General features: G+C 68.0%; 16 protein-coding genes and 1 pseudogene. 13 read left to right on the forward strand and 4 right to left on the reverse strand.

What is annotated here, in order from left to right:
• The first annotated feature begins 110 nt into the window (after positions 1 to 110).
• Genes EV675_RS20765 through EV675_RS30080 form a run of 9 tightly spaced genes read left to right on the forward strand, consistent with a single transcriptional unit; the run spans position 111 to position 9,072 of the window.
• Positions 111 to 1,073: a Bug family tripartite tricarboxylate transporter substrate binding protein gene (locus tag EV675_RS20765; protein ID WP_165404682.1), complete on the forward strand. Its 963-nt coding sequence runs from the start codon at positions 111 to 113 to the stop codon at positions 1,071 to 1,073.
• Positions 1,074 to 1,112: 39 nt separating this feature from the next.
• Positions 1,113 to 2,573, forward strand: a complete 1,461-nt coding sequence (locus EV675_RS20770) for a UbiD family decarboxylase (RefSeq protein ID WP_130359386.1) — start codon at positions 1,113 to 1,115, stop codon at positions 2,571 to 2,573.
• A 22-nt stretch (positions 2,574 to 2,595) separates the two neighbouring features.
• Complete coding sequence (locus tag EV675_RS20775; protein ID WP_130359388.1) at positions 2,596 to 3,558, forward strand: tripartite tricarboxylate transporter substrate binding protein; 963 nt, start codon at positions 2,596 to 2,598, stop codon at positions 3,556 to 3,558.
• A 26-nt stretch (positions 3,559 to 3,584) separates the two neighbouring features.
• Positions 3,585 to 4,385, forward strand: coding sequence for an alpha/beta fold hydrolase (locus EV675_RS20780; RefSeq protein WP_130359390.1), 801 nt, complete (start codon positions 3,585 to 3,587; stop codon positions 4,383 to 4,385).
• 16 nt (positions 4,386 to 4,401) lie between these two features.
• Positions 4,402 to 5,280 (forward strand): FAD binding domain-containing protein, encoded by an 879-nt coding sequence (locus EV675_RS20785; protein WP_130359392.1) that lies wholly within the window; start codon positions 4,402 to 4,404, stop codon positions 5,278 to 5,280.
• A complete protein-coding gene (locus tag EV675_RS20790; protein WP_130359394.1) occupies positions 5,277 to 7,562 on the forward strand; it encodes a xanthine dehydrogenase family protein molybdopterin-binding subunit in 2,286 nt (761 codons plus the stop codon). The genes EV675_RS20785 and EV675_RS20790 overlap by 4 nt, the downstream gene beginning before the upstream one ends.
• Positions 7,559 to 8,035, forward strand: a complete 477-nt coding sequence (locus EV675_RS20795) for a (2Fe-2S)-binding protein (RefSeq protein ID WP_130359396.1) — start codon at positions 7,559 to 7,561, stop codon at positions 8,033 to 8,035. Before EV675_RS20790 ends, EV675_RS20795 begins: the two co-directional genes overlap by 4 nt.
• Positions 8,036 to 8,047: 12 nt before the next feature.
• A complete protein-coding gene (locus EV675_RS20800; RefSeq protein WP_130359398.1) occupies positions 8,048 to 8,698 on the forward strand; it encodes an SRPBCC family protein in 651 nt (216 codons plus the stop codon).
• On the forward strand, positions 8,695 to 9,072 hold the full coding sequence (locus tag EV675_RS30080) for a RidA family protein (protein WP_130359400.1): 378 nt from the start codon (positions 8,695 to 8,697) through the stop codon (positions 9,070 to 9,072). Before EV675_RS20800 ends, EV675_RS30080 begins: the two co-directional genes overlap by 4 nt.
• A 406-nt stretch (positions 9,073 to 9,478) precedes the next feature.
• On the opposite strand, the pseudogene EV675_RS30250 reads toward EV675_RS30080, so the two are convergent.
• From EV675_RS30250 to EV675_RS20820, 3 genes and pseudogenes are all read right to left on the reverse strand, one after another.
• Positions 9,479 to 10,459: pseudogene (locus tag EV675_RS30250) on the reverse strand (AMP-binding protein); the annotation flags it as partial.
• The gene (locus tag EV675_RS20815) at positions 10,452 to 11,387 is read right to left on the reverse strand and encodes a LysR substrate-binding domain-containing protein (protein WP_130359404.1); all 936 of its coding nucleotides are present in this window, start codon (positions 11,385 to 11,387) and stop codon (positions 10,452 to 10,454) included. The gene EV675_RS20815 and the pseudogene EV675_RS30250, both read right to left, overlap by 8 nt.
• 93 nt (positions 11,388 to 11,480) lie before the next feature.
• On the reverse strand, positions 11,481 to 12,368 hold the full coding sequence (locus EV675_RS20820) for an NAD(P)-dependent oxidoreductase (RefSeq protein ID WP_130359406.1): 888 nt from the start codon (positions 12,366 to 12,368) through the stop codon (positions 11,481 to 11,483).
• 113 nt (positions 12,369 to 12,481) lie between these two features.
• On the opposite strand from EV675_RS20820, the gene EV675_RS20825 reads away from it, so the two are divergent.
• Positions 12,482 to 13,483 (forward strand): SDR family oxidoreductase, encoded by a 1,002-nt coding sequence (locus tag EV675_RS20825; protein WP_130359408.1) that lies wholly within the window; start codon positions 12,482 to 12,484, stop codon positions 13,481 to 13,483.
• Positions 13,484 to 13,500: 17 nt separating this feature from the next.
• Here the strand turns inward: EV675_RS20825 and EV675_RS20830 are convergent, their stop codons facing one another.
• Positions 13,501 to 14,139: a UdgX family uracil-DNA binding protein gene (locus EV675_RS20830; protein ID WP_130359410.1), complete on the reverse strand. Its 639-nt coding sequence runs from the start codon at positions 14,137 to 14,139 to the stop codon at positions 13,501 to 13,503.
• Positions 14,140 to 14,267: 128 nt separating this feature from the next.
• Here EV675_RS20830 and EV675_RS20835 point away from each other — a divergent pair, with 128 nt between their 5' ends.
• The 3 genes from EV675_RS20835 to EV675_RS20845 are packed head-to-tail and all read left to right on the forward strand — an operon-like array spanning position 14,268 to position 15,438.
• Positions 14,268 to 14,591, forward strand: coding sequence for an ArsR/SmtB family transcription factor (locus EV675_RS20835; RefSeq protein ID WP_130359412.1), 324 nt, complete (start codon positions 14,268 to 14,270; stop codon positions 14,589 to 14,591).
• The gene (locus EV675_RS20840; RefSeq protein ID WP_130359414.1) at positions 14,588 to 15,019 is read left to right on the forward strand and encodes an SRPBCC family protein; all 432 of its coding nucleotides are present in this window, start codon (positions 14,588 to 14,590) and stop codon (positions 15,017 to 15,019) included. The genes EV675_RS20835 and EV675_RS20840 overlap by 4 nt, the downstream gene beginning before the upstream one ends.
• Positions 14,968 to 15,438: a DUF1801 domain-containing protein gene (locus EV675_RS20845; protein ID WP_130359416.1), complete on the forward strand. Its 471-nt coding sequence runs from the start codon at positions 14,968 to 14,970 to the stop codon at positions 15,436 to 15,438. The genes EV675_RS20840 and EV675_RS20845 overlap by 52 nt, the downstream gene beginning before the upstream one ends.
• The last annotated feature ends 81 nt before the right edge of the window (positions 15,439 to 15,519 follow it).

Below are 15,519 nucleotides of genomic sequence, written 5' to 3' on the forward strand. Positions count from 1 at the left end.
TCCTCATGCGCGCCATAAGAACATTTCATTTGGCGGCCCCTCCCCCGGTCGGCACAATGCGCCGGACTTGAACAAGCCGGACGCAGATGATCCGGTACAGGGAGACGAAAATGAAAGCAGCAAGAATGCTGGCGTGCACCCTGCTCGCCGCCGTCTCGGGCGTGTCCCAGGCACAGGACTATCCGACTCGCCCGATACGCATGGTGGTCCCCTTCGCCGCCGGCGGCGTGGTCGACGTGACGGCCCGCCTGCTGGCGCAGAAGCTGACCGAGCGCCTGGGCTGGAACGTCATCGTCGAGAACAAGCCCGGCGGCAACGGCTTCATCGCCGTCACCAACGTGGCGCAGGCGCCGGCCGACGGCTACACGCTGCTGATGGCGCATACCGGCGAATTCTCGGTCAACCCGGCGCTGTTCAAGCATGTGCCCTACGACCTCGAACGCGACTTCAAGCCCATCACCCTGGTCAGCGATACGCCGCTGCTGCTGGTGGCCAACGCCGCCACACCCTACAAGACCTTCGATGACGTGATCAGGGCCGCCAAGGCCAAACCCGATTCGCTCGCGTTCTCGTCTCCTGGCGCCGGCAGCTACAACCACCTGGGCGGCGAATGGCTCGCGCTGGAAGCCGGCATCAAGCTCATGCACGTTCCCTACAAGGGCGGCGCGCCGGCCATGGCGGCCGTGGCCGGCGGCGAAGTGCCGCTGGGCGTGGTGGCCGTGCCCGCCGTGCTGCCCCACGTCAAGACCGGCCGGGTCCACGTGATAGGCCTGCTGACCCGCAAGACCATGGCCGACCATCCCGACTGGAAGACCGCCCAGGGCGCGGGCGTGCCGCGCGTGGACGCCTCGAACTGGGTCGGCATGTTCGCTCCCAGGGGGACGCCCGAGGCCATCGTCGAAACCTTGCACCGCGAAGTCGCCAAGACCCTGGCCGCCCCCGACGTCATCCAGCGCTTCGCCGACAACGGCGCCACCGTGGGCGGCATGCCTCCCGCCGAATTCAAACAACGCATCGAATTCGACCTGAAGAACGTCCGCGGCGTGATCGAACGTGCCCGGATCGAACCCTGAACACCTGCGCGCCCGGCGCGACACACCTACGGAAACGGCATGACGGTGAATACCAAGGCGAACGGACTGGACCTGCGGCAATGGCTTGCAGACATCGACGCCGGAAAGCAGCTCAAGCAGGTCTCGGGCGCGGACTGGAACCTGGAGCTGGGCGCCATCGCCGAGCTCAACGTCAAGAAGTCCGACCCCAAGGCACTGCTGTTCGATGACATTCCCGGCTATCCCGCCGGCCACCGCGTGCTGACGTGCACCACCTCGAACGCGGCGCGGCTGGCCAACATCCTGCGCCTGGGCGAGATCGGCGGGCACCAGGATCTGGTGAGCCGGCTGCGGGGGCGGCCCAACACCTGGAAGAGCCGCGCCGCCGAATACGATCCGGTCGAAGTCGAGTCCGGGCCCGTGCTGGAACACGTGGCGGCGGGCAAGGACGTGGACGTATCGGCTTTCCCCGCCCCGCTCTGGCACGAGAAAGACGGCGGCCGCTACATCGGCACCGGCTGCATGGTGGTCACCAGGGACCTGGATACGGACTGGATCAACGTCGGCACCTATCGCGTCATGATCCACGACCGCAACCACGTCGGGCTGGACATGATTCCCGGCAAGCACGGCGCCATCCAGTACGACAAGCACATGGCGGCCGGCAAGCCTTTCCCCGTGGCCATCGTGCTGGGTTGCGATCCGCTGGGCTACACCATCTCGGGCATCGAGGTGCCCTATGGCATGTGCGAGTACAACTACATCGGCGCCATTCTCGGACAACCGGTGGAGGTCGTGCGGGGCCAGGCCACGGGCCTGCCGTTTCCGTCGGCCGCCGAGATCGTGATCGAGGGCTGGGCGCACCCGGGCGACCTGAAGGAAGAAGGCCCGTTCGGCGAATTCCACGGCTACTACCCGGGCAAGCAAGGGGTGTCGCCCGTGGTCACCATCGAGCGCGTCTACCACCGCTCGCGTCCCATCCTGCTCGGCAGCCCGCCCGCCAAGCCGCCCAACGACTACTCCTACTCCAAGGCCGTGATGCGCTCGGCGTTGCTGATGGACGCGCTGCAGGCGTCGGGCGTGCCCGACGTGCAGGCGGTGTGGGCGCACGAGATCGGCGGGGCCCGCATGTTCAACGTGGTCTCGATCAGACAGCGCTATCCGGGCCATGCGCGCCAGGCCGGCCACCTGCTGCTCAATTGCGGCGTGGGCGCCTATATGTCGCGCTGGGCGGTGGTGGTGGACGAAGACATCGATCCGGCCAATCTGCAGGAAGTGATGTGGGCGGTAGCCACGCGTTCGGACCCCGAACGCGACATCGACATCGTGCGCCGCGGCATGGGATCGAAGAACGACCCGCTGTTCGTCACCTTCGGCACCGATACGCCCTTCAACTCGAAGGCCGTCATCGATGCGTGCCGGCCGTATGACTACCTGGCCCGGTTCCCCGAAGTGGCCGAGGCAAGCAAAGCCCTGCAAGCCGCGACCCGCCGGAAGTGGGGCCACATTCTCGACGACTAAGCAAGAACCAGGAGGAGCAGACATGAACCCATGCGTCATCGCCGCGGCCATCGCCGCCGGCTGCGCGGCCGGCACGGCCCAGGCCCAGCAGTGGCCCGCCCGCCCCATCACCATGATCGTGCCGTTCGCCCCCGGCGGCGTGACCGACGCCGTGGCCCGTCCGGTGGCCGAAGCCATGGGGCGCAAGCTGGGCCAGCCCGTCGTCGTGGAAAACAAGGTCGGGTCCGGAGGCGCGGTGGGCATCGCCCATACCGCGCGCGCCAAGCCGGACGGCTACACCATCCTGATGTCGCTGCCGGCGATCTCCAGCATGCCCACGGCCGACAAGCTCATCGGCCGCCAGCCGATGTACCAGGTCGACCAGTTCGCTCCCATCGCCCGCATCACGGCCGACCCCGCCGTGCTTGCCGTCCGCAGCGACAGCCCGTGGAAGACGGCGCAGGAGTTCATCGCCTACGCCCGCAAGGAACAGATCACCTACGGGTCGTCCGGCGTTTACGGCACGCTGCACATGTACATGGCCTCGCTGGCCAACACGGCCGGCATGAAGACCCTGCACGTGCCCTACGGCGGAGCCGGTCCGGCCATGGTGGCCCTGATGGGCCGGCAGATCCAGGCGCTGGCCGTCTCGCCCGGTTCGGCCAAACAGCACGTGGACAGCGGCGCGCTGCGCCTGCTGGCCCACTGGGGCAGCGAGCCCGTCGAAGCCTTCCCCAAGCTGCCCAGCCTGAAATCGCTCGGCTACAACGTCGAGTTCTATCAGTGGAGCGGCCTGTTCGCCCCGGCCGGCACGCCGCCGGCGGTGCTCGAAAAACTGGGCGCGGCCGTCAAGTTCGCGGTGGAAGACGCCCGCGTGCAGAAGGTCATCGAAGAAGGCGCGGGGTTGCCCATCAAATACCTGAACACCTCGGACTTCACCAAGTTCTGGAAGGAAGACGCCGAAGGACAGATCCAGGCCGTGCAACGCATCGGCAAGGTCGATTGACGCAAGCAGACAACGAGATGCCCGACATGCAACTGCACCACACCCCCTCCGCCGACGGTACCCGCATCGCCTACGCCGTGCACGGCAGGACCGACGCGAAGCATCGTTTCGCCCTGATCCATTCGCTGGCCATGGACCACAGCTTCTGGGACACGGTCGTGGACGAACTGGGCCCGGACGCCGCAGTGGCGGCCTTGGACGCGCGCGGCCACGGCCGGTCGGACAAGCCCGCCGGCCCCTATCGCATCGAGACCTTCGCCGACGACGTGGCAGGCGTGCTCGATGCGCTGGGCTGGGAACGCGCGGTGGTGGGCGGCGCATCGATGGGCGGCAGCGTCGCCCTGGCGTTCGGCATCCGCCACCCCGACCGCACCATCGGCCTGGGCCTGTTCGACACCACGTCCTGGTATGGCGCGACCGCCCCGGCCGATTGGGAAGGCCGCGGCCAGAAGGCCGTACAGGAAGGCCTGGCAAGCCTGATCGCGTTCCAGGAAACGCGCTGGTTCACCGACGACTTCCGCCGCGGCCATCCCGACGTCGTCGAACGCAGCAAGCGGATCTTTCTTGCCAACGACGTGCCGGCCTACCTGGAAACCTGCCGCATGCTCGGCAACATGGACCTGCGCGCGGGCGTGGCCGGCATCCAGGCGCCCACCCGGATCCTGGTCGGCGAAGAGGACTACGCGACGCCCGTGGCCATGGCCCAGGCGCTGGCCGACGCCATCGCCGGTTCGACGCTGCGGGTCCTGCCCCGGGCCCGGCACCTGTCGCCGCTCGAATACCCGCGCGAAGTGGCAGACAGCCTGCTGGCGCTGGCCCGGGCCTAGAAGCGAGGAATACGACATGTCCCCCTTTGAATTGCTGAAGCCGGCCACCCTGGACGAAGCGCTGAAGATCATCGCCGCGCCGGACTTCGCCGGCCGTCCGGTAAGCGGCGCGACCGCGATCTCGCTGATGCGGCGCGCGGGCATCCTGAACGTCGACAGCCTGCTCAGCCTGGAAGGCCTGCGCGCGGGCCTGCGCAGGATCCAGGTCACCGACGACGGCCAGGCCCGCATCGACGGCCTGGCCACGCTGGGCGAGATGGAAGGGCACGCCGGCCTGTGCGCCTCGCATCCGCTGCTGCCGCAGGTGTTCTCCACCCTGGCCAATCCGCGCGTGCGCAACGTCGCGATGATAGGCGGCTACCTGTCGCATGGCGATCCGCACATGGACCTGCCGCCCGTGCTCAGCGCGCTGGGCGCCCGCGCCGTCGCACAAAGCGTGCGCGGCGTGCGCGAGATCGCCATCGACCAGCTCTACCAGGGTTACTACGAAACCGCGCTGGAGGCCGACGAACTGATCACCGGGCTGGCCATCCCGCGCCAACCCGCCTGTGCCTGCTACAAGAAGGTCACCACCCGCGCGCGCCACGACTGGCCCACGCTGGGCATCGCCGCCGCCTTCGACCTCGACGGCGGCCGCATCGCCCGGGTCCGGCTGTTCATCGGCGCCGCCACCGACCGGCCCTTGCGCCTGCGGCAGGCAGAAGCGGTGCTCGACGGCCAGGGCTGGTCGGCCGAACTGGGCCGGCGCGCCGCGCAGGCAGCCGTGGACGAGGCCACGCTGGTGCCCGACAGCCACGGCAGCATGGAATACAAGCAGGCCCTGTTGCGCGCCTATCTTCCCGAGGCCGTCGAACAGGCCCTGCAAGCTCCCAAACCGGCAGCGAGACAAGCATGACGACAGAACGCCCTCCCCTGAACCGGCTCGGCAAGGGCCTGCGCCGCCTCGAGGCGGTCGACAAGGTCACCGGCCGCGTCGATTACACCCACCACGTGGCGCTGCCCGGCATGCTGCATGCGAAGATCGTGCGCAGCCACGTGGCCCACGGCCGCCTCGTCGGCATCGACACCGCCGATGCGAAGGCCGTGCCCGGCGTCTACGGCGTGTTCACCGGCGCCGACATCCTCAGGATCATCCCCGAGCCCTATTACGGCCCGGCCTTCCACGACCAGCCCATCCTCGCCATCGACAAGGTGCGCTACGTGGGCGAGCCGGTCGCCGTCGTGGTGGCCGAATCGCCCCACGTAGCCGAGGATGCCGCCGGCCTGGTCCAGGCCGAGATCGACGAGCTGCCCGCCGTCTTCGACGAGATCGAGGCCATGCACGCCGATGTCTACGTGCACGACTCGCTGCGTCCGGCCGGCACCTTCGCCGATCTCAAGCACCTGAACGGCATACGCGACACCAACGTGGCGCTGACCTTCGGCGTCAAGAAAGGCAACGTCGAAGAAGCATTCAAGACCGCGCACCGCGTGTTCAGGAACACCTTCAAGACCCAGCAGGTCATGCACGTGCCGCTCGAGCCCATGGTGTCGGTGGCCGACGTGCGCAGCGGGCACGCCACCCTGTACACGGCCAGCCAGACGCCGTCGTTCGCCCGGACCGAGATCGCACGGCTGCTGGGCTGGCGCGAGAACCAGGTCAAGGTCAAGACCGCCTTCCTGGGCGGCGGCTTCGGCTGCAAGCTCTACGTCAAGCTCGAACCCCTGGCCGTGGCGCTGAGCATGCTGTGCCGGCGCCCGGTGCGGGTCGCCCTGACCATGGCCGAGCAGTTCTACACCATCACCCGCCATCCCACCACGTTCAACATCGAATCGGCGGTGGACCGGAGCGGCCGCATCCTGGCGCGCCGCTGCGAGGTGATCTGGAACGGCGGCGCCTACGCCGACATCGGTCCGCGCGTCACGCAGAAATCCGGCTTCACCGCTCCCGGCCCCTACGACATCGAACACGTGGATGTCACTTCGGTGGCGGTCTATACCAACCGTCCGCCGGCTGGCGCCTTCCGTGGTTTCGGCATTCCGCAACTGGTGTGGGCCTACGAGAGCCAGGCCGACATCATTGCCCGCGAGATGGGCCTGGACCCGGTCGAGTTCCGACTGCGCAACGTGCTGGCCGACGGCAAGCGCCACGCTACCGGCACCGTCATGAAGGATGCCGCGATCCCGCTGGTGCTGAACCGACTGGCCGAACGCTTCGGCTGGAACCAGCCCTTCGAGCACGGCAGCGGGCGCTACCGCCGCGGCCGCGGCATAGGCGTGGGCATCAAGGCCTGCGTGTCCCCCACCACCTCGGTGGCGGCCGTCTCGGTGGCCGCCGACGGCAGTTGCAGCGTGCAGTGCAATACCGTGGACATGGGCCAGGGCTCGGACACGCTGATGGCCATGATCGTGTCCGAGGTGCTGGGCGTACCTGCCGAATCGGTCTCGGTGGTCAACCCGGACACCGATGCTTCCCCCTACGACATGGCCACGCTGGGTTCGCGCTCGACCTTCCACATGGGCCACGCCGTGCGGCTGGCCGCCGAAGACGCGCAGGCCAAGCTCGTCGCCATGGCCCGGGAGGTCGGCGTGGACCAGGTCGACCCCGGCGATCTGGGCACCTTGTTCGTCCGCAAGTTCGGCATGCAGGCCGGCACGATCATCGGCACCGGAATCTACAAACCCACCTATCAATCTCCCGACAAGGCCACCGGCCAGTCGGAGGACATCACGCCCAACTGGATGATAGGCGGCACGGCGATCGAGGTCGAAGTCGACACAGAAACAGGCATGTACACCATCCTGCGGATGGAGAACGTGGTCGACTGCGGCACCGCGCTCAACCCGCTGGTGGTGCAGACCCAGATCAGCGGCGCGGCCCTCATGCAGCTGGGCACGGTCACGCTGGAGGAAATGGAGTTCGACGAACAGGGCCAGCTGCGCAACGCCGGCCTGTCGGAATACAAGATACCCGGCATCCAGGACATCCCCCGCGCCATCGGCCGCGAAACGGTGGACGCCTACCAGGCCAACGGTCCCTTCGGCGGCAAGGGCGTGGGCGAGAGCGCGACCTTCGGCGTCGCCTCGGCCCTGGCGGCCGCCATCGAAGACGCCGTCGGCGTCCGCATCACGCAACTGCCCATCCGCCCGGAAAAGATCTGGGAAGGAATGCGCGCCAGACAGGAACAGCACGCATGAACATCGACATCGAGTTCGAACTCAACGGACGCGCCGAGCGCCGCCACGTGGACGTGCGCGACAACGCCATCGACATGCTGGGGCGCTGCGGCCTGAAAGGTGCCCGCGAAAGCTGCGGCCAAGGCTTGTGCGGCTGCTGCACCATCTACGTGGACGGCGCGCCCGCCTCGGGCTGCCTTTACCCGGCATGGAAACTGCAAGGCAAACAGGTCGAGACCGTCGAGGCGCTCGATGCCGGGGACGGAGACCTCGACCCGATCCAGCAGGCCTTCATCGATTGCGGCGCCTTCCAGTGCGGCTTCTGCACGCCCGGCTTCGTGATGATGACGCGCAAGCTGCTCGAGGCCCATCCCGACCCGACGATCGCCCAGATCGAACACTACCTGTCGGGCAACCTGTGCCGCTGCGGCACCTACCCCGAAATCATCGCCGCGGTGCGGCTGGCCGCCCAGCGCGCCGGTGCCCGCAACTAAGGAGGACACTGCATGGAAATGGTCGCCGAGCGCCTCATCAAGGCCCCGCGCAATGAAGTCTGGCGCTGCCTGAACGACCCCGAGGTCCTCAAGGCCTGCATTCCGGGCTGCGAATCCATCGACGCCACCGGACCCGACACCTACAAGGTCGCCATGGTCGCGGCCGTGGGCTTCATCAGGGCCAGATTCGTGGGCGACCTCACGCTCCAGAACAAGATCGAGGACACCTCGTACGACCTGAGCTTCAACGGCACCGGCGGCGCAGCCGGCTTCGGCAAGGGCGCTGCCAGCGTCGCGCTGGGCGACGCCCCGGACGGCACCACCCTCGCCTATCAGGTCAAGGCACAGGTCGGCGGCAAGCTGGCCCAGGTGGGAGCGCGCGTGATCGACGGCGTCGCCAGGAAGATGGCGGACGAGTTTTTCCAGAGGCTGGACAAGGCCATCACCGGATCGGATGCGGAAAACGTCGACGATACACAGGCGGCACCGGGTGGATCGGCGATGGCCACGACGACCGTTCAAGCAACCGCCGCAGGGCCGGAATCCTCGCAAGCAACCGGCACTACGCCGGCTGCCGCGCCCTCGCGCACCTGGATCTACGTCGCGGCAGCCGTCGTGGTCGCGGTGGCCGCGGCATTCGCCTTCGGTGGAGGCGGCGCATGAATTCCTGGCCTACTCCCCGCCTGCCCGCGCCAGTCGGCCATTATGTGCCCGCCATGCAGACCGGCCATCTCCTGTACCTGTCGGGCGTGCTGCCCGACCTGGCACGCGGCGACGACTTCGCCACGCAGTTCGGCACCTGCTTCGATCGCATCGAGGCCATCCTGGCCGAAGGCGGCCTGGGATTGAACAGCATCGTGCAATGCACGGTCTACCTGTCGGATATCGGATTGTGGGACGAATTCAACCAGCTGTATCGTCGCCGCCTGGACCAACATCGTTGTGCGCGAACGGTGGTACCGGTCGGGCCGCTGCACTTCGGCGCGCAGATCGAGGTGCAAGTGGTGGCGGAAGCGACCCGGTCAGCCGCTGCCTGAGCTGGCGGCGTGAAATCTTGCCGTTGGCTCCCAGCGGAATGCTGTCCAGCTTCCACCAGTAGACCGGCTGCCATGCGGCCGGCAATTGCGTCGCCAGGCGTATGGCCAGGTCGTCCGCCTGCACGCCGGGCGCGCCCGTGAAGGCACAGCCCACCACGGCGCCGTACGTGGCGTCGTCCACGCCAAAGGCCACCGCCTGCCGTACCCCGGGCACCTGCTCGATGTAGCGTTCGACGTCGCCCGGATGGATGTTCACGCCGCCGCGCAGGATCATGTCGTCCACCCGGCCCGCCAGCGCCAGCCGGCCGGTCGGGTCGAACGCGCCGAGGTCCTGCGTATCGACGGGCGCGTCGCCGGCGTACACGAAATCGCCGTCCACCGACCGCGTCGCCAGCGCCGCGCAAGGCGTCCCGACCAGGATGCGGCCGGGCTCGCCCGCCGCGTCCTCGGCGCCATGCCCGACCGTCACCCGCACTCCCTCGATAGGGAACCCGACCCGTCCTATCCGCCGCGCGCGCTCGTCCGAGCCGCAGATCCAGCCCAGCTCGGAACTGCCATACAAGTTGATGAGCGGCACGCGCCAGGTCTCTTCCGCGCGCTGCCACAGATCGGGTGCCAGTTCCGACGAACTGCATGAGTATCGCGTCAGAGGGGTGGGCAGCGCATCCGCCACGCCCAGCATGATGCGTACCATGCTGGGCACCATGGGCATGAAGCGGATCCCGCGCTCGTCCAGCCAGCCCGTCAGCCTGGAGGCGGAAAACCCCGGCGCCACGTGCAACTGCGTGCCGGCCGACAAGAACGGCATCAGGCTCAGGATCTGCGCCGAATACCAGTTCAACCCGCGCACTTCCAGGCAGGGCTCGCCCTCGCCCAGTCCCATCAGCCGCGCGGATACCTCGCCGTTGCGCCGCAGCGCCGCCGCGGACTGATAGACCAGCTTGGGCATGCCCGTGGTGCCCGAGGTGCAATTGACCAGCACCGTTCCGGCCGGCATCGACGCCGCGCCCGGCGCCTGCGCCAGCGGCAGGCAATCCGCGCCCGCGGGCGCGAGGGCCAGCCTGCCCGATGGCCGCGCGGTCGCCAGCAGCGTGCGCACCGTTTCGGCCGGCAGGTAATCCATATCGATATTGAGGACCGCCGCGCCCGCCATCCAGGCACCCAGCCAGAGCACCACTTTCTCGACGCCGTTGGCGGTCGGCAGCAAATAGAGGCGCTGCCCGCCCGTTGCCGCCGGCAGGGATCGCGCTACCGCGCGCACCCGCTCGTACAGGGCCCGGCCATCCAGTTCCGCGCCGCCGGTGTCCGCCAACGCCAGCCGGCCGGGATGGCGGCTCGCCCGCCGCGCCAGGCAGGATTCGACGAACTGCGCGAACTCGCTAGCCATGGCCGGTCAGCGCCTCGGGCTCCATGCGGAAATGCTCGGCCGCGCGTGCCAGCAACCACGACCGGAAACAGGCTACTTTCTGATGCTCGTAGCGGCTCTCCGGGGTTGCCAGGTAATACGCCGACTTGGACTTGAGCCGCGGACCGAATGGCGATACCAGCGTCCCCGTGCGCAGCGCACGGTTGGCCAGCGGCGTGCGCGCGATCACCACGCCCAGTCCCTCCACCGCCCCCGCCAGCGAGGTCAGCTGCATGTGCATGCCCAGTTCCATCGGCGGCTGTATCTTGCTCAAGCCGGCGGCGGCCAGCCATTCCGGCCAATCGTCTTCGTACAGCGACGTAAAGTATGTACGCAGCCACGGCGTCCCGGCCAGGATCTCCCGCGCATCGCCCCAAGACTTGCCCGCCAGCAGGCGGGGCGATACCGCGGGGAAGAAGTATTCGTCGCACAGCCAATCGCATCTCACCCCGTCCCACTTGCCCGAACCATAGCGGATCGCGACATCGTAGGCATTGATCTGGAAGGCATCGAAGACAGACGTGGTGGAAAGCTGGAGCCGCAGTTGCGGAAAAGCGGCCCGGAACTCGGGCAGCAACGGCAGCAGGCACTCCGTGGCGAACGTGGGCAGGCAACTGATCGACAAGGTATGTTCGTTGCCCCCCTGGCTGACCCGATCCGTCGCGGTCGACAGCCCCACCAGCAGGCTGCTGATGGCCTCCAGGTATTCCGAGCCCGGCGTGGTCAGCGAGATCCGGCCCTTGGCGCGCACGAACAGTGTGGTGCCCAGGCGATCCTCAAGCGAACGGATCTGATGGCTGATCGCCGCCTGGGTCAGATGCAGCTCATTGGCCGCCTTCGTGAAACTCAGGTGACGGGCTGTCGCCTCGAACGCAAGCAATGCATTCAGCGGCGGAATAAAAGAAGGCATTCACGGATTCCGTCGTTGGAGAAAACCGGCGACTTCCGATTATATCCGGCCGGTCCGCGTCAACTTGCGCCATGCATTGCCAAGCCGCCGGCCTCATGCGTAGCGGCGCACCAGCCCCGCCACATCCCCACCGAAGACCTCCGGCTCCTGCTCGCGCATCCGTTCGTACAGGTCCGAGCAAAAAGCCGACACCGGTGTGCCGGCCCCGAACTCGGCCGCCATGCGCTGCGAAATGCCGATGTCCTTGGCCATCAGCTCGACCGCCGTGCGCGTGGGCTGGAAGCGGCCGGCGGCCATCGCCGGCCCGAATATCTGCAAGGGCTGCGAGTCCGCGAAGCCGCCCGCCAGCGCCGGCGCCAGGCGCTCGACGTCCACGCCGGCGCGCCGCGCGAGGCCGTAGGTTTCGGCGATCGTGAGCACGTTCACCGCGACGATCATCTGGTTGCAGATCTTGGTGGTCTGGCCCGCGCCGGCCGGCCCCATGTGGGTCACGCGCGAGGTCAGCGGCGCCAGGAAGGAACCCGCGGCCTCCAGGTCCTCGGCCTCGCCGCCGACGAAGCAGATCAGCGTGCCGCCCTCGGCGCCCGGCACGCCGCCGGACACGGGTGCGTCCAGCCACGAGGCGCCGGTCCGCTCGCGCAGCCGCCGGCCGAGATCGCGCGCCTGCTCGGGCTCGATGGTGGAAAAATCGACCACCACCTTGCGCGAGCCCTGCAGGCCCGCGCCGGCCAGGCCGCCCGGACCGGATACCACCGACTCGACCGCCGCCCCGTCCTTGACGCATATCCCCACCACGTCCGCCGCCCGCAGCACCTGACCGGGCGTGCCTGCCAGATGCGCGCCGGCGGCGACCAGCTCGGCCGCCCTGCCGGCGCTGCGGTTCCATACCGTGAGCGCATGGCCCGCCGCGAGCAGGCGCCGCGCCATGGGCAGGCCCATGTTGCCCAGTCCGATGAAGCCGAAGTGCCGGGGTGTGTCCATGAAACGATGCTCCTGTCCGGGGCGGCCCGCGCCGCATGCGAGGCATCATAGCCGCCCCCTGGCAGGCACGCTTCGTGCGTAAGGGGAGCGACGAGCAAGCAAGGAGCGTCCCCATGAAACATCGACTGAAGAAACTGTCCGACCAGGTCATCGTCATCACCGGCGCCAGCAGCGGGATAGGCCTGGCCACGGCCCGCGAAGCTGCGCGGCGCGGCGCCCGCCTGGTACTGGCCTGCCGCGACCAGGAGCGCCTGGACCAACTGGCCGAGGAACTGCGCGCGGATGGCGGCCAGGCCATTGCCGTGCAGATGGACGTGGGCAAGCGGGAAGACCATGAACGGCTGCTACGGGTGGCGCTGGACACCCATGGCGCGGTGGATACCTGGATCAACAACGCCGGCGTCTCGATCTTCGGCCGCATCGAGGACGTACCGGTCGAAGACCAGCGCAAGCTCTTCGACACGAACTACTGGGGGGTGGTCTACGGCTCCATCGTGGCCGTTGGCCATCTGCGCCAGCATGGCGGCGCCCTGATCAACGTGGGCAGCGAAGTGTCGGATCGCGCCGTGCCGCTGCAAGGCGCCTATTCGGCGTCCAAGCACGCGGTCAAGGGCTTCACCGATGCGCTGCGCATGGAACTCGAGAGCGAAGGCGCGCCCGTCTCGGTCACCCTGATCAAGCCCGCCTCGATCGCGACGGGCTTCACCGCCCATGCGCGCAACTACATGGACGTCGAACCGCGCCTGCCGCCGCCGGTCTACGCCCCCGAGGTCGCCGCCCGCGCCATTCTGTACGCCGCCGAGCACCCGCGCCGCGACCTCTACGTGGGCAGCGCGGCCAAGGCGATCGGGCAACTCGGACAGCGCATGCCGCGGCTGTCCGACAGGATGGCGAACTGGCTGATCAGGCACCAGCGCACCGGCATCCCTTCCCGCTCGCGGGAAGATGCGCTGGAGTCCCCAGTCCGGGACGACACCCCAGCCTACCCGCAGCGGGGCCGGCGCCACAGCGCCTACACGCACATGGCGACGCGGGGCCGCGCGCCCATGCTGGCGGCCTGCGCGGTGGTGCTGGTGGGCGCGGCACTGGGCGTAGCCCATGCGCGGCGGTCCTGAATCCGGCGGGCCCGTGGCTACGCGCCCCGGCCCTCGCGCATCAATCGGCCCGCCTGCCTGAGCGCGGCCACGATGGTGTCGTAGGCCTGCTTGCGGGCGTCCGCGTCGGGTGCCCGCAAGGCGTACGAAGGATGGTAGGTGGGCACGACCAGCCGCCCCTCCCACTTCAACACCTCGCCCAGCTTGTCCCGCAGGCCCGCACGGTAGTCATGCATGACCGACTTGAGCGCGGTCGCGCCCAGCGCCACCACGACGCGTGGATCGACCGCGTCATACTCCTTTTCCAGCCAATAGCGACAGGCCTCGATCTCGCGCTGCCCCGGCGTCTTGTGCATGCGCCGCTTGCCTCGCTGCGACCATTTGAAGTGCTTGACCGCGTTGGTCACGAACACCTCGTCGCGGTCCACGTCCGCCTCGGCCAGCGCCGCGTCCAACAGCGCGCCCGCCGGCCCCACGAAAGGCCGGCCCGCCAGGTCCTCCTTGTCGCCGGGCTGCTCGCCCACCATCATGATGCGCGCGCGCCGCGGACCTTCGCCGCCCACGCCCTGCGTGGCGTCGTGCCACAGCCGGCAGCGCCGGCAGGCCTCCAGGGTGGCCGGATGCTGGTCCGGCACCACCAATACCTCGGACAGGGCAGCTTCGGCGTGCGTGGTCATCGTTCGCTCCCGGATCACTGGCTCGACCGCAGCAAGCCCTATGCCCGACGCAAGCAAGCGATTCGGCCATTGACCAATCCATAACTCAATGGTTATTATTTATTCATAGCCAATCAGTTATTGATTTCATGCCTTCTCCCCAAGACCTGCTCTTCAGGACGCTTGCCGATCCCACCCGCCGTGCCCTGTTCGAACACCTGTGCCGTGACGGGGAACAGACCGTCGTGGCCCTGACGGCCCGGGCCGGCGTCTCGCAGCCGGCCGTCTCGAAACACCTGAGGCTGCTCAAGCAGGCGGGTCTCGTGCTCGACCGGCATGAAGGACGCCAGACCCACTACAGCGCCCGGCGCCGCGCGCTTGTCCCCCTGCTCGACTGGACCAGCCAGATGGCCGGATTCTGGGAACAGCGATTCGATGATCTTGAAAACCTACTCAACAGGATGGACCAATGAGCGATACCCCGACCGAAACCCGCTCCGTCGTCGTCGAGCGCGAGTTCCCCCACCCGCCGGACAGGCTCTGGCGCGCGTTGACCCAGCCGCACCTGATCGAGGAATGGCTGATGAAGAATGACTTCCACCCCGCCGTGGGCCACCGCTTCAAGCTTCAAGGCGAATGGGGCGGCACGCTGGATTGCGAGGTACTGGTCGTCGAACCGGACAAGGCGTTGTCCTATACCTGGAACTTCACGCACGCCGATCCGGCCTTCGACCTGCGCAGTGTCGTAACCTTCACTCTCGCGCCCACCGGCGCGGGCACCCGCCTGCGCATGGAACAGACGGGCTTCCGCCCGGACCAGAAACAGGCGTACGGCGGCGCCAGGGCCGGATGGCCGCAGTTCTTCGAGAAGCTGGAGCGGGTATTGGAGAAGTCGGCGTGAAGCCCACGGCGCGACCCGGCGAGCCCGTCCTGCTGTCAGGCGGCAACCCCCAGATTCCGAAGGGAGACGGCGACGCCCCGGTGCAGGCCTACATCGCTGCCATGCCGGGCTGGAAAAGCGACATCGGGCGCCGCATGGACGCCCTGATCGAGCGCACCGTGCCCGGCGTGAGCAAGGCGGTCAAGTGGAACTCGCCCTTCTATGGCGTCGAAGGCGAAGGCTGGTTCCTGAGCTTTCATTGCTTCACGAAGTACATCAAGGTCACCTTCTTCAGCGGCGCATCGCTGCATCCTCCGCCTACGGGCAAATCCAAATACGAGCGGATTCGCTACCTGGACATCCACGAAGGCCAGTTCGACGAAGCGCAATTCGCCGACTGGGTGAAGCAAGCCAGCCGGTTGCCGGGGGAACGCATGTAGAAGCCCGCAGCCGCCTGCGATCTTCCCGGCACAAAACAAAAAGCCCGCCATTCCTGCAGGAATTCGCGGGCTGTTCCAGCT

Source organism: Pigmentiphaga kullae (assembly GCF_004216695.1).
GTDB classification, from domain to species: domain Bacteria; phylum Pseudomonadota; class Gammaproteobacteria; order Burkholderiales; family Burkholderiaceae_B; genus Pigmentiphaga; species Pigmentiphaga kullae.

Coding starts and splice junctions, on each gene's coding strand:
- EV675_RS20815 (WP_130359404.1), bottom strand. CDS start 11,387: ATGCCTTCTTTTATTCCGCCGCTGAATGCATTGCTTGCGTTCGAGGCG.
- EV675_RS20820 (WP_130359406.1), bottom strand. CDS start 12,368: ATGGACACACCCCGGCACTTCGGCTTCATCGGACTGGGCAACATGGGC.
- EV675_RS20785 (WP_130359392.1), top strand. CDS start 4,402: ATGTCCCCCTTTGAATTGCTGAAGCCGGCCACCCTGGACGAAGCGCTG.
- EV675_RS20825 (WP_130359408.1), top strand. CDS start 12,482: ATGAAACATCGACTGAAGAAACTGTCCGACCAGGTCATCGTCATCACC.
- EV675_RS20780 (WP_130359390.1), top strand. CDS start 3,585: ATGCAACTGCACCACACCCCCTCCGCCGACGGTACCCGCATCGCCTAC.
- EV675_RS20845 (WP_130359416.1), top strand. CDS start 14,968: ATGGCCGCAGTTCTTCGAGAAGCTGGAGCGGGTATTGGAGAAGTCGGC.
- EV675_RS20830 (WP_130359410.1), bottom strand. CDS start 14,139: ATGACCACGCACGCCGAAGCTGCCCTGTCCGAGGTATTGGTGGTGCCG.
- EV675_RS20795 (WP_130359396.1), top strand. CDS start 7,559: ATGAACATCGACATCGAGTTCGAACTCAACGGACGCGCCGAGCGCCGC.
- EV675_RS20775 (WP_130359388.1), top strand. CDS start 2,596: ATGAACCCATGCGTCATCGCCGCGGCCATCGCCGCCGGCTGCGCGGCC.
- EV675_RS20800 (WP_130359398.1), top strand. CDS start 8,048: ATGGAAATGGTCGCCGAGCGCCTCATCAAGGCCCCGCGCAATGAAGTC.
- EV675_RS20840 (WP_130359414.1), top strand. CDS start 14,588: ATGAGCGATACCCCGACCGAAACCCGCTCCGTCGTCGTCGAGCGCGAG.
- EV675_RS20770 (WP_130359386.1), top strand. CDS start 1,113: ATGACGGTGAATACCAAGGCGAACGGACTGGACCTGCGGCAATGGCTT.
- EV675_RS30080 (WP_130359400.1), top strand. CDS start 8,695: ATGAATTCCTGGCCTACTCCCCGCCTGCCCGCGCCAGTCGGCCATTAT.
- EV675_RS20790 (WP_130359394.1), top strand. CDS start 5,277: ATGACGACAGAACGCCCTCCCCTGAACCGGCTCGGCAAGGGCCTGCGC.
- EV675_RS20835 (WP_130359412.1), top strand. CDS start 14,268: ATGCCTTCTCCCCAAGACCTGCTCTTCAGGACGCTTGCCGATCCCACC.
- EV675_RS20765 (WP_165404682.1), top strand. CDS start 111: ATGAAAGCAGCAAGAATGCTGGCGTGCACCCTGCTCGCCGCCGTCTCG.